Source organism: Cohnella rhizoplanae, from assembly GCF_948329515.1.
GTDB classification, from domain to species: Bacteria; Bacillota; Bacilli; order Paenibacillales; family Paenibacillaceae; genus Cohnella; species Cohnella rhizoplanae.
On sequence record NZ_CAOJCN010000015.1, the window covers coordinates 125,631 to 138,856 of the forward strand.

The 13,226-nt window shown below is 57.4% G+C and carries 10 protein-coding genes; 7 read left to right on the forward strand and 3 right to left on the reverse strand.

Annotated features, from left to right (window positions below; translation table 11 throughout):
- The first annotated feature begins 33 nt into the window (after positions 1 to 33).
- From PQG80_RS20385 to PQG80_RS20410, 6 genes are all read left to right on the forward strand, one after another.
- Positions 34 to 546 carry an SRPBCC family protein gene (locus PQG80_RS20385; protein WP_271753367.1) on the forward strand — a complete coding sequence of 171 codons (513 nt, stop codon included), beginning with the start codon at positions 34 to 36 and terminating at the stop codon, positions 544 to 546.
- A 50-nt stretch (positions 547 to 596) separates the two neighbouring features.
- Entirely contained in the window at positions 597 to 926 is a 330-nt protein-coding gene (locus PQG80_RS20390; RefSeq protein ID WP_271753369.1) for an ArsR/SmtB family transcription factor, read from the forward strand.
- Between the two features lie 177 nt (positions 927 to 1,103).
- Positions 1,104 to 4,397 (forward strand): DUF4073 domain-containing protein, encoded by a 3,294-nt coding sequence (locus tag PQG80_RS20395; RefSeq protein ID WP_271753370.1) that lies wholly within the window; start codon positions 1,104 to 1,106, stop codon positions 4,395 to 4,397.
- Positions 4,398 to 4,581: 184 nt separating this feature from the next.
- Positions 4,582 to 5,772: a ParB/RepB/Spo0J family partition protein gene (locus PQG80_RS20400; protein ID WP_271753371.1), complete on the forward strand. Its 1,191-nt coding sequence runs from the start codon at positions 4,582 to 4,584 to the stop codon at positions 5,770 to 5,772.
- 425 nt (positions 5,773 to 6,197) lie between these two features.
- A complete protein-coding gene (locus tag PQG80_RS20405; RefSeq protein WP_271753372.1) occupies positions 6,198 to 7,298 on the forward strand; it encodes a HesA/MoeB/ThiF family protein in 1,101 nt (366 codons plus the stop codon).
- 31 nt (positions 7,299 to 7,329) lie between these two features.
- Positions 7,330 to 8,544, forward strand: a complete 1,215-nt coding sequence (locus PQG80_RS20410; protein ID WP_271753374.1) for a hypothetical protein — start codon at positions 7,330 to 7,332, stop codon at positions 8,542 to 8,544.
- An 18-nt stretch (positions 8,545 to 8,562) separates the two neighbouring features.
- Here the strand turns inward: PQG80_RS20410 and PQG80_RS20415 are convergent, their stop codons facing one another.
- The gene (locus PQG80_RS20415) at positions 8,563 to 9,417 is read right to left on the reverse strand and encodes a helix-turn-helix transcriptional regulator (protein ID WP_271753375.1); all 855 of its coding nucleotides are present in this window, start codon (positions 9,415 to 9,417) and stop codon (positions 8,563 to 8,565) included.
- Positions 9,418 to 9,599: 182 nt separating this feature from the next.
- On the opposite strand from PQG80_RS20415, the gene PQG80_RS20420 reads away from it, so the two are divergent.
- The gene (locus PQG80_RS20420; RefSeq protein ID WP_271753376.1) at positions 9,600 to 10,916 is read left to right on the forward strand and encodes an alpha-L-fucosidase; all 1,317 of its coding nucleotides are present in this window, start codon (positions 9,600 to 9,602) and stop codon (positions 10,914 to 10,916) included.
- Between the two features lie 88 nt (positions 10,917 to 11,004).
- On the opposite strand, the gene PQG80_RS20425 is transcribed toward PQG80_RS20420, so the two are convergent.
- Positions 11,005 to 12,192, reverse strand: coding sequence for a polysaccharide pyruvyl transferase family protein (locus PQG80_RS20425; RefSeq protein WP_271753378.1), 1,188 nt, complete (start codon positions 12,190 to 12,192; stop codon positions 11,005 to 11,007).
- Between the two features lie 140 nt (positions 12,193 to 12,332).
- Positions 12,333 to 12,920 carry an NADPH-dependent FMN reductase gene (locus PQG80_RS20430; protein WP_432432785.1) on the reverse strand — a complete coding sequence of 196 codons (588 nt, stop codon included), beginning with the start codon at positions 12,918 to 12,920 and terminating at the stop codon, positions 12,333 to 12,335.
- Positions 12,921 to 13,226: the final 306 nt, after the last annotated feature.

The window sequence follows — 13,226 nt, forward strand, 5'->3', positions numbered from 1 at the left end:
TTATAGCTATTCAGGATAGAGGAGGCACTCGATATGGATCAAAATGAGGCCAGGCAGCAGGTCACTCGCGTCATCGATCGGACGTTCGTCATAGAGCGCGTTTTCCAAGCCCCCAAGGAGATGGTCTATGAAGCGTTCGTGAACCCCGAGTTGCTGTCGAAGTGGTGGGCGCCCAAGCCCTATACGATCCCGGTCTGCCGGATCGACCTCAAGCCCGGCGGACGATGGCACTATTGCATGCGCTCTCCCGAAGGCCACACGCAGTGGGTGCTGGGAATCTACGAGGAGATCCGGCCGCTGGAGCGCGTATCGTATAACATCACCTTCGCGGATGAGCAGGCTAACCGGACGGACGAGATTCCGATGCAAGAGGTTACTGTGGAGTTCGCCGACGCGGGGAATGGGCGAACGACGCTTACGCTGAGCTTCAGCCTGCCTACGGCCGAAGAACTTCAGGAAACGCTTAAGATGGGAATGAGCGAGGGAACCGCGATGGCGCTGGACAATCTCGAGCAAGACGTGCTGCCCGCGATGCTGCGGGGCTGACCGATCCCGGACATGCCGGCGCAAGCGCAATAGGCTAGGAGGATCGCACAATGAATACGGCTACGTTCGGCGCGCTCGCCGAGCCGCACCGTCTCGGCATGGTGGAGCTGCTGCGGGACGGTCCGCTCTCGGTGGGCGACATCGCAGACCGGCTGGCGCTGGGCCAGCCGCAGGCGTCCAAGCATCTGCGCGTGCTCAGCGACGCAGGGCTGGTCGAGTCGGAGCCGGTCGCCAACCGGCGCATCTACAAGCTGCGGCCGGAGCCGCTGCAGGAGATGGATCAGTGGCTCTCCGCCTTCCGCGCATCGTGGGAGGAGCGCCTGGACCGGCTCGACGCGCTGCTCGCGGAGATGCAAGCCAAGGACGACAAGCGGGATTAGACGCGCTGAGATGTATTTTTTACAGGCTCTGCCTTCGGGCAGGGCTTTTTTAATGGTACGGCGTTAATTATTTGAGATCATTTTCTCTATTGTTTTGTTATTTAGGGTGTTTAACAAGTTTTTCTAGCGTTTAACGTTTAATGAGATTAAAAATCCAACCCAGAAGGGAACTGAGAAATGAAACGTACAGTCGTCCGATCCGTCGCCAGACTGCTCGTCGCCCTGCTCTTGCTGCAACCGTTATTGGGCGGCTTGGGCACCTTGGGGCGCGCCAGCGCCGCCCAGTCCTCCACGGTAACCGAAGTCAATAATGCAGCCAATGAAGAGAATTTATTGGCAGCGCTTACGCAAGCGGAGGATCTAACCCTGCCGGACCATTTCAATGCTTGGAGCGCGGCAGACAAGACCGATGCCGCGATGGCCATCAAGTCCTTCATTCAGCCGAACGACCAAAATAAATATGAGACGGTAGCGCAGATCCAATACGTGCTGAATCTCCTCGGCGCATTATATGCGTCTCGCGAAGACGTCAGCGTAGCCGGTATTAGCGGCAAAATTAATCAGGTCATCGCGCTATCGTCAAACTTGGCTGCGTTATTCCCGAACTCCGAGGATGTCGGCTACATGCAGGAATCGATCGATCGGATCGCGGCGTTATCGCCGGCCGACCGGCAGATATTTGATATTTACGTTCAGAACGAATACGTCAAGAGCGGTGTCGAAGAACCTCGCTCGCCCTTCATGATCGCAATGATGATCTTCGAGTCGGAGGGTCAAGTACCGGAGTTTAGCCAGCCGGAGTCCGATGAGGATATGCTCTATGTTCTCATGAGCTTACTCCAATACGCGGATGACCTCTCCAGCTTCCAAGAGGCTTATCCGGACGCTCCGGTAGCGGCTATGGGGCTCGACTTCGATAAAGCCGTAAAGGTGCTGGGGGGTGACCTGGAAGCGGACGAAACGACGATACAAAATTGGTTGACGCTTGCCCAATGGCTAATCGACCAGCGTCCGGAAGGCGGCTACGCCAGTATCGCCGCCATTCAAAGCGCATTCGACAGCTTCTTCAGCCCGCTTCGTGCCGTCAATGATGCACAGAATGAACAGGAAGCGCTGGAAGCGCTCATTAATCCGGAGCTCGGCCTGAAGCTGCCCGAAGGATTCGAGGGTTGGAGCACAGCCGTGAAGCTGTCTTGGGCCAAGTCCATCATCAGCATCAGCTTCGGCGGCCCCGACAATAACCCTACTGAAGTGAAACACTTTACGTATAAGAACGTCGAGCAAGTTCAATACATCTCGGACCTGGTGGCGCGCCCGATCGTCTTGTTGGACGACCGGAGTCTGCCGACTGTCACCGCCACGATCGATGCCGTGTTCGAACACGTGGCTAACTTCGACACCGTGTTCCCCGAGATCGAGGGAGCCGAGATGTTTGCCCAGCTGGCCGGCGCCTACACCGCGTTAACGCCTTTAGAGAAATCAATTTATGCCTATTCTATTTATTTGGCGCTAACCTCCCTGCCGGTACCGCAAGAGGGTCAAGAGGTTGATAACGTGGCAGGAGGGCTTTTCGCGGTCCTGCTCATGTCAATCGGGAATTATCCGGGCGTAAACAGCGCTTCGACGACGACGCAAATGTCCGATGCATTGAAACGTTTCCGGGAAATTCAGATGATGGCCGAGGCTATCCAACAGGAACACCCTGAAATCGAGGAATGGAATCTGGATCTGTCGAAGATCAACGATCCGGAATTTCCGGAAGAGACGCTTGCAGCGCTCAGCGACTGGATGCTCGACAAGCGCCCCGAAGGCGGCTATGCCGACCTGAAGTCCGTTCAGGATGCCTTCGACGAGTTCTTCATGCCGGCTGCGCCTGCCGTCACGGCGGACGATGACGCGGACAAGCTCATCGGCGCCACTGCGGAACTGGAGTATTCGACCGACAACGGTGCGACCTGGACGGCTTACGATCCTGACCACGCGCCGGTATTCTCCGGCACCGTCACCGTCCTCGTACGCGTCAAGGCGAGCGGCAATATGTCCGCGGGAAAAACGGCCAGCGTCTCCTTCACGCAGTCGTACGTCTATATTCCGCCGATGAACAACAACACCGAAACGCTGTATGTCGACGTGCAAGGCAGCAACGGTACAGGCCTGGCACGCACGCCGGTCACCCGCACGACCGATGCGTCCGGCAAAGTGACGGACACCGTGACGCTGTCGGGCGACATCGCCAAGGAAGCCGTAGATAAGGCAAAGGCGCAAAGCGGCAGCACGGTTCGCATCGTTCTCCCCGATTCCGGAGACAAGGTTTCGGAGGTCTCGGTTAATATTCCGCAAGCTGCCCTGACACAGATCAACAATGCGCAGATGAACCTCGAACTGTCGACCGCGGACGGCGTCGTGACGATCCCGGTCGCCTCCCTCTCGGGCTTCGGCCAGGATCTGTACTTCCGCCTCGTGCCGGTGAAGTCCGAGGACGGGCGCGTACAGATCGAGACGAGGGCCAAGCAGGAGACGGCGATTAAGGAATACGTGCAAGACGAGTCGATTAAAATTTACGGTCGTCCGATGGAGATCGAGACGAATCTGCAAAGCAAGGAAGCGGTGCTCTTCATGCCGCTGAAGGATGGCCTCCCCGCCGATACAACGGAACGGAACCGCATCCTGAGCCACCTCGGCGTCTATGCCGAGCATAGCGACGGCACCAAGGAACTGATTCAGGGCAAGGTCGTTACGGTCAACAATGTAACGGGCATTCAGTTCACGGTTAAAAAATTCAGCACCTTCGCGCTGGTGTATCTGGACGGCTTGAACGACGCCCAAAACCAAACGCCGTCCGCGCATACGCCTTATATCAACGGATTCGGCAAGGACTTCCGTCCTGAAGCGTTCGTGACGCGCGGCCAGATGGCGGCCATGCTGGCGCGCAACCTGCCGGACACGACGGTACCGGCAGACAAGACGGCCGGTTCGGACGTCCGTGCCGGGCACTGGGCGCATGACGAGATTCTGAAGGCAAAATCCGCAGGGATTATGGGCGGCATCACGGAGGATACGTTCGATCCGGAAGGCGCCGTCACGCGGGCGCAGATGGCGGCGATCGCCGCTCGTTGGCTCCAAAAGGGACCGACGCCTTCGCAGGTCACCGGCATTCCGGAGAGCACCGCAGGCTACGGAGACGTGCCGGCCGGCCACTGGGCTGCGGACGCCATCTCCTATGTTTCGGCGCAAGGCATCATGACAGGCTATGCTGGCCAGACGTTCAAGCCGGATCAGAAGCTGACGCGGGCCGAAGCCGTTAAGGTGCTGAACCGACTGTTCGACCGCGGGCCGCTGAACGGGTCCACCGCGCTCACCTTCGCCGACGTTCCAGCCGCCCACTGGGCATACGCAGACATCGAAGAAGCCGCGACCAACCATACGTTCACGGTTGACGCGCAGGGTGCGGAACAGATCGCTGCGCCTTAAGGCGTATTTGTAGAAAAGAGGCTGCGACGCTTCGGCGCTCGCGGCTTCTTTTCCGCGTAGAAAGGTTTTACCCGCAGAACGTTGGCGAGCGTGCGTTCCTATCGGATACAACCTGTACTATAATAGAGAGATAAGCAGATGGCGCCCGCGCGGCGTCCATTAACCGTACAGGAGATTATGCCGCATGCAAATTATTGAATTGCCCATGAATCTGATCGACGAGGACAAGGATCAGCCCCGCTACCGGTTCGGCGAGGAATCGCTGCAGGAGCTGGTGAACAGCATCGGAGAGATCGGCCTGCTGTCGCCGATCAAGGTACGCAAGGCCGAAGGCGGCCGCTACAAGATCATCTACGGCAATCGCCGATACCTGGCCTGCTCCAAGCTCGGCCGCGATACGATCCCCGCGATCGTGTCGGAGGCGACGGACGAGACGGAGATTTACCTCGAGCAGGTAGCCGAAAACCTGACGCGCGAAGGCTTCACCCCCATCGAGGAAGGCGAGGCGTTCGACAAGCTGCTGAACGATCCGAAGTTCGCCAGCTCGGTGAAGTTCCTGGCCGCCAAGCTCGGCAAGCCGGAAGCTTATATCAAGAACAAGTGCGAGCTGCTCAAGTTCGGACCCGCGGTCAAGAAGCTCGTCGTCAGCGGTACCGATATCCGCAAGGGCACGCTCACCGAGGACCAGCTGCTCCCGCTCAAGGACCTGCCGATGGAATACCGCGATCCGCTCGCGCTCACCATGGCCAAGGACGAGATGGCGGTCATCGACGTGAAGCGGATCGCCAAGCTGTTCAAGGACGCCTCGATCTCGGAGCGCACCAAGAGCCAGCTGCTGTACAAGGACGGGCCTGGCTTGCTGGACACTTGGTCCGCCTACGAGGCGAGCCGCAAGGAGCGGGCGCGCGCGGCCGCGGACGCCGAGCGGCGCAAGGCGGAGGCCGAAGCCGAACGCAAGGAAGCGGAGCGCGGCGAGGCGCAGCGGCGCAAGGCGGAGGCCTCGGAAGCGGCAGCCGCCGCCATGCTGCGCCATGCTGCCGAGACGGCTGGCGCGGCTGCGCAGGCCGTAGCCGCGACGGCGCAGGCCGCTCCAGGCGCGCAGCCGGGGCCGGGAGCGGCGGCGACCGGGCAGGCCGACGCGGCTCGGACTGCGGCAGCATCGGCTGCGGCGGCGGCCGGCGCGCGGACGATGGCCACGCTGCGCGAGCTGCTTGCGGCGCTGCCCGCGCCGGACGCGCTGTCCGCGGAGCTGCAGGCAGCCACCTCCGTCGAACCGGAGGCGCTGCTGGACGGGCTCGACGACCTGATCGGCCGGCTGGAGGGCCATCTCGGCGCCTGCCGGGCTGCCCGTTCCGCGATCGCGCAGCGCTTGTAACGCGTAAACATGCTTTTCAGCCCTTTCGACTCCCCATAGGAGATCGGAAGGGCTTTTTATTTTCCGGGCCAACCCGGTCATGACTTGTCACGATTCTATATATGACCATTTATTACATTAATTAGTTATTTACTCACTAGTGCGTCAAGGCCTTTCGTGTGAAGATTGAAGAGAAATGCCGGGCGTCATCAAGGCATGGATGGCATAGGAAGGAGGTGGGACGAATGACGATCGAAATCCGCGAAGTGGAAGAGCTTGCGCCAACGGCGACTAAGACGACCGATGTTATCGAAGGAGACGGCCATTTCATTTAATATTACATGGAAGGTCGTACATACATTGTGTACGGCCTTCTTTTAAAGGCCTTCTTCTAAATTAAGGAGGTGACCCCGATTTACAAGCTAAAGGATCAATATTGTCGGGCAATGACCTATCAGAACGTCACCATTCGAATTCCGACGGAATACGGACCTATCGAAATTCCCGATCCAAATGGTAAAGTGTTCTCGTTTCTAAGATTGCTTGACGGTACCCATCGTAAAGAGGACCTGTCCCGAATTCTATCCATATCCGATTCGGAAGTCGAATCAGGGATTCGCAAGATACTCGATTTCCGGCTGTTGGAATGCCTGGATCCCGACAAAGACAAGAACGTTTTTAATGAACGCGAGCTGCTAAGGTATAAAAACAATTTAAGCTATTTCTCGCTGTATGAAACCGAAACCGAGAGTCGATTCACGTTTCAAAGCAGATTAAAATCCGCAACCGTGGCCGTTCTTGGTCTTGGAGGCGGCAGCGTGATCGCTGCGTGGCTCGCGTCGATGGGAATAGGCAGAATCATCGGAATCGACTACGACGTCGTGGAGCTCGGAAACTTAAATCGACAAATGCTCTATACGGAAGGCGACGTCGGCAGACTGAAGGCCGAAGCGGCCAAAGAACGGCTGCTCATGATCAATAGCGATACCGTCGTCGAAACGCGAAATCAGAAAGTCGATTCCGCGAAATCCATCATGAATATCGTTCGGGAGGCCGATGTCGTCGTAGGGGCCATCGACTGGCCGCTGCTTTATGGCTCCAGATACGTGAATACAGCCTGCCTTTTAGAAAACAAACCTTTGTTTTTTGCCGGTTTAAGACATGGATCCGCGTTCATTCATCGCGTCCTTCCCTATCGGACGGGTTGCGCGGATTGCTTTTGGCTCACTGCCTTGCGGTCCAACGAAAGTACGCTTTCGTTCGTAAACGATGTCATCGACGGGGTATATACGCCTCAAATCAATCCTGCCTTTGCTCCGAATATTGCCCTGCTAACATCGCTGGTCGGATCCGAAATCGCAAAGTACATCGCGAAACACAGTCCGCTCTTCCCAAAATCCTATACGAGAATTCGCCTTCACGACACCGAGCTTAGCCATCATGACGTGCCTAGGCTCCCCGAGTGTCCGAGCTGCGGCAGCCATTCTATCAATTCGCCTGAGCCGCCTGATCTAATGACTTTAAAATCTTTAATGAATCAGAGATAGAGCGAATCTCGTAAAGGAGCGGCATCGCCGGATGGAAGTAAAGCTGTCCATTGATTCCAACGTATGCTTGAGTCACTTATCTATTCAGAAGGAAGGGAACGAATACACGATCGGGGATCCGAACATCCCGAAGTTTATTCGCGTGCCCGAAGCCGCCGTTTTTGCCGTGAACAATGCCGATGGAATGAGGTCCATCGACGAGATTAGAACGAAATTGAAGCGGGAGCATGATGTCGACGTGGATGTATTCGACTTCTTCTCCAAGCTTTTAGCGATAGGTTTCGTCAAAAGCATAGACGGTCTCGTCCTCGTGGCGGATGCGCCCCCCTCCTCGTCGCACGAACGGAAGGTCCGGATTTCAAAGTTTTTTTTCAATCCATGGACGGCGAAATGGTTTATGTTCAATTTCATAGCCGTCCTTTTTTTGTTCGCGGTTAAACCAGGTCTGCTCCCGTATTACAAGGACGCGTTTGTTTTGCCGGCCGTTGGAATGAATGCTTTCGTCGTCATATGCATGACCTATTTTCTAATCTTTCTCCACGAAATGGCACACTATTTATGCAGTTATAGCAAGGGTATTCAAGCGACGATTCGCCTATCCCGCAGATTCATCTTCGTGGTAGCCGAAACGAAAATGACCGGGCTATGGTCGAAACCCAAAAAAGAGCGGTACTTCCCTTATCTTGCGGGCATGGCGTTGGATGTTTCCCTCATTCTTGTCTGTTTATTGGTTCAGTTGACGTTTTCGGAAAATCCCGTTTTGGTATCGATATCCAGGTTGGTGGCGTTCCTGTTAATTACAGGTATTCTAGGTCAGTTCATGTTCTTCTTGAGAACGGACGTTTATTTCGTTCTAATCAACGCAACGAATTCAGCGAACCTCTATCAGAATGGATTGCTGTTCCTAAAAAGCATGGCAGCGAGAAAAGAAAAAAGAAACGAGAATCGGCGTAAATGGGGCGAATTGCCGAAAACCGAAAAAACGGCTTCGATTTGGTTCAGCTTGATCTACGTATTCGGGATCGGCATCCTGCTCTTTCTATTTGTTTATTTCACGTTTCCGGCGTTCCTATACATTGTGTCCAGAGCCTACCGCGAGATTTCAAACTATTCCCCGTCGCAGTACATGTTCTGGGATGGAATGGCCAGCTTCTCGGTGATCGCCATTCGATTAGCGCTGCTTCTCGTCGGATCAAGAAATAGGTTTCTTGACAGAAAAAAGCGATTGCAATCAGGCTTTCAATAACGCCCACCTTGTTCCGGATCACCCCTCGCCTGCCCCTCCGCCCGCCGCCCGGTACGCCGAGGGGCTCGCGCTCGTCTCGCGGCGGAACGCCTTGGCAAAGTGGTTCGTATCCGGATATCCGACGGCCGCCGCGATCTCCTTGATGCTGCTGTCGGTCGTGCGCAGCAGAAGGCGGGCCCGCTCCATGCGCTTGCGGTTGACGTACCGGATCGGCGGCATGCCGAAGCGCTGGTTGAAGTATTTGACGAGATAGTTCGGGTGCAGATGCAGGAAGTCGGCCAGTCCGTCCAGCGTCAGCTCGTCCCCCAGATGCGTCTCGACGTACCGCATGATCAGCATGATCCGCTCCGCGTCCTCGGCCGTCCCCCCGTTCCTGCTGAGCGCGGCCCGCTCCGCGATCGGCGCGAGCAGCTCCAGCAGATTCGCCTTCTCGCGGAGTCTGGCGCCGATCCCGCGTTCGGAAGCGCACGCCACCAGCCCTTCGAACCGCGCGATCACTTCCTCCCGCCGATCCGCGTCCACCTCCAGCCTGTACGGTACGTCGAGCCATGAAAACAGCCCCGCGTCCCCCAGGTCCGCGTTGAAGTGGCACCAATATTTGAGATAGGGCCTGCGCCCCTCGATCGCCGAAAACGATTGAAGCACATTGGCCGGCATTAATACCAGTTCACCCGGCATCGGCCGGAATTCCCGGTCGCCGATGCGCAGCCAGCCCTCGCCTTCGCAGATGTAGTAGAGCTTATTGTGGGCGGGGACATAATCGATCTCCCGCCATACCGGACTGCATTGCGTATAGTGCGCCTCGATCACGTCGACCCGGAGTTGAGACAAGATGTCGTCCAGCGCGCCGATTCCGGCCGTTCGTTCGCCCATCGTATTCCCCTGCGCTTTCCCGTTGATATGGCAGCATTCCACGAACGAGGTTAATCGTATCCCCTCACGCCTTAACCGCATCCCTCCCCTGCCGCGCCCGTTGCTGTTAAACTGGGCTGGCAAGGCAGAAGAAACGATCTCTTACTTACTCAAACTCTATTATAACGGAGGATGTCTGGGCGATGGCGCATAATCAGGAATGGCTGGATCGGCAGGAACGGACGCGCTGGTTTTTGGAGGACAGGTTCGGCATGTTCATTCATTGGGGGCTTTATGCGATTCCGGCGCGCGGCGAGTGGGTCCGCAACGTCGAGCGTACTTCGGTAGAAGATTACCAGGCTTACTTCGACGAATTCAATCCCGTAGATTACGATCCGAAGGCTTGGGCGCGCGCCGCGCGGCAGGCCGGCATGAAGTATGCGGTACTGACGGCCAAGCATCACGACGGCTTCTGCCTGTTCGACAGCAAGCTGACGGATTACAAATCCACCAAGACAAAAGCCGGGCGCGACCTCGTGGCGGAGTTCCTCGAGGCGTTCCGCGCGGAAGGCCTCAAGGTCGGGCTCTACTATTCGCTGATCGACTGGCACCACGAGGACTATCCGGCCTACGGCGACCTCTATCACCCGATGCGCGACAATGAAGCGTACAAGCGCGATCCGGAGACGTTCGGGCGCTACCTCGACTATATGCACGGACAAGTCCGCGAGCTGCTGACGAATTACGGCAAGCTGGACGTCATGTGGTTCGACTTCTCCTACGACATCATGGCGGGCGAGAAATGGCGCGCTTCGGAGCTGATCGGCATGATGCGGTCGCTGCAGCCGCACATCGTCATCGACAACCGTCTGGAAGCGGGCGGCGAAGGCGGCGGCAGCATTTATACGAAAGAGCCGCTCGCATATGCCGGCGACTTCGCGTCGCCCGAGCAGATCATTCCGCCGTCCGGCGTGACCGACGAAGAGGGTGAACCGATTCCGTGGGAAGCCTGCGTGACGCTCAATAACAACTGGGGATACGTCGCGTCGGACACCAACTACAAGAGCCCGACCATCGTCATCCGCAAGCTAGTGGAGTGCGTCAGTAAAAACGGCAACCTGCTGCTCAACGTGGGTCCCGATGCGCGCGGGCGTATCCCTCGGCAGTCGCTCGACATTTTGGCCGAGGTGGGCGACTGGTTGGCGCTGAACGGCGACAGCATCTACGGCTGCGGACAGGCGGAGCTGCCCAAGCCAGATTGGGGGCGTTATACGCAAAAAGGGAACACGCTGTACGCGCATGTCTTCGAAGAGAGCGTAGGCGCGATCAACCTGGCCGGGCTCGCCGGGCGCATCAAACGCGCGCGGCTGCTCGCGGACGGGTCGGAGCTGCCGGTATCCCGTCCCTGGAACGCGGCGCTGTTCGAATCCGATGCCTTCTTCAACTTCGCGCGTCCTGAGCACTACACCTACCCGCTGCCGGACAAGCGCGGCACGGTCGTCGAGCTGGAGCTGAAGTAAGCTTACGCCATCCCTAATCCATGTATAAGAACAGACCGGCGGCTCGCCGGTCTGTTCTTTTGCGCGGCCTTGCACATGCGCGCTCCTCCTACAGAGCGAACGCCTCCGAGAAAATGCTTTCCCTATGAATCTCCCGCAGCGTGCCGTCGATCTTGGCAGCCTCGGCGTCCCGGTTCGCGATCATGGCGTCGAGCTTCGCGATCATGTTGGCCTCGATATGCGCGCCGTCGCGAACGTCGAACACATAATCTCCCTGGCCGAACCTGCCGAGCAGCTCCCGGTACTTGGTCGCCCAGCCGAGCGCCACGACGGGAATGCCGTTCTTGTATGCATGCACGATCGAGTGGTACCGCGAAGCGACGAGAAACTCGAACTGAACGAGCACGTCGTGGATCGCGATGCAGTCGTATTCCTCCTCCAGCAGCACGACGCGATCGTCGTCCGCAAATCTGCGCTTGATCTCCTGGCAGATGACCAGATCCTCCGTGGAATGGCGGAAGAGATAGACGTTTTTGCCGCGCTCGAGCAGGTGGTTCGTCATCCGCTCGTACATCGCCAGCATCGCCTGCCTCGTGCCGTACTTCATCGTCTTGACGTTAGGCACGATGCCGACCGCGTTCGGCTTCACCTGCAGCGGCTCGCTCTTCACGTAAAGGCCGTCCCGGAACAGATGAGACAAATTATAGGGGTTGGCGCCCTGCAGGACGATATCGACGGATCGGCGGAGGTTGCCGCTCGTGTACTTGCCGAGGTATTCCGCTCCCTCCTGCTCCCGCGCATAGACGTATTTAGGATAGCGGATGTACTTTTTGATCATCGGAGGAATGACGTATTTGTAAATGCCGCCGTATTCGAACGGTCCGAACGATTGCGACAGCAGCACCATGGGAATCTTGTTCTGACGCGCGAGCCGGATGTTGGCCAGATAGTTGATTGTATGGCGGATGCTGAATTGCGAGGATAACGCGAAGCCGCTGATGTCGACGATCAGGTCGGTTTCCTTCAAAATTTGCTTCATCTGCGCCTTGGTCACGCTGACGCGCTCGTCGTTGGGGATCATCTTGCCGATGAGCGTGTAAACGCCGCCGAGCAGCTCGATTTTCATCTTTTTCCCCATCTTCACCAGCTGGAACGCGTAGTTGCGGTCTTCGTCCGGGCATACGAGCACGAGCTCCTTGTCGGGATAGCGCATCTTGATCTCGTTCACGACCGTAAACGTCATCGCTTGGGCGCCTTTGTTTTCCATCTGGCCCCCGACAATCAAAACTTTTCTCATGCGTCGATCTCCTTTTTACCTAATTCTTGGAAAAGTTCCAAACAGATAATTTAGTCGCTTTTACCCGGAGAGCGGACAGGCTAAACACGAAAACGCCCAAGCGCCGGATAGCGGCATTTGGGCGTTTAATTGAGGGGATCTTAGTGCTTGCCGATTAACCCGAGGAAGCGGTCGACGACGACGTCCATATGGTTCAGCGTGCGCTCGTCGACCAAGCCGATCTCGCCTTCGCCGAACTTCTGCGAAGCCTGCGCGATCGCGATCTCGTTGCCGGCCGGAGGCAGCGTTACGGCCTGAATGCCCGGGCTCGTCAGAATCTCCCTCAGATGCAGCTGGCCGCGCAGCGTGCCGTACATGCCGGGGCTCGCGCCTGCCGTCAACACCGGCTTGCCGATCAGCACCCTGTCTCCGCGAGATAGCCAATCCAGCGCATTCTTCAGCACCCCGGGCACGGACCAATTGTACTCCGGCGTCACGATCAGCACGCCGTCCGCATTCGAGATCTTATCCTTGAGCGCCAGAACGGAAGACGGCGGATTATCCTCGACGTCCTGGTCGTAGTACGGCAAGCTGCCGATATCCGCGATTTCCAGCTCGAACTTGCCGCGGTATCTCTCCTTCATAGTCAACGCCAACCTGCGATTTACGGATTCCCGCCGCAAGCTGCCTACGAGCGCGATCAACTTCATCTGTTTCAGCAACCTTTCTCCGACATGGTCGAAATGCATGATAGAAATCCTAACTTCACCATATCGGAGGTTACCGCCAATTACAAGCAGCGCTTCCTGGCACGAACGCCGACTCCCTGGTGCCCTCACCAACTCCGGCTCTCCATACCCCCGCCTGCGGCTCCGACTCCCAGAGCTCCGACTCCGCAGACCCACACTCGAAGCTCCGACTCCGCAACCCTATTCCCCGGCCCCGCCCGCGGCAGTTAAGTACATTTGAGCACTAACTCCGGCCCCTAGCCCCCCTTCCGGCGGCCGATAAGCGCATTTGGGCACTAACTCCGGCACCCAGCCCCTCTCCCCGAG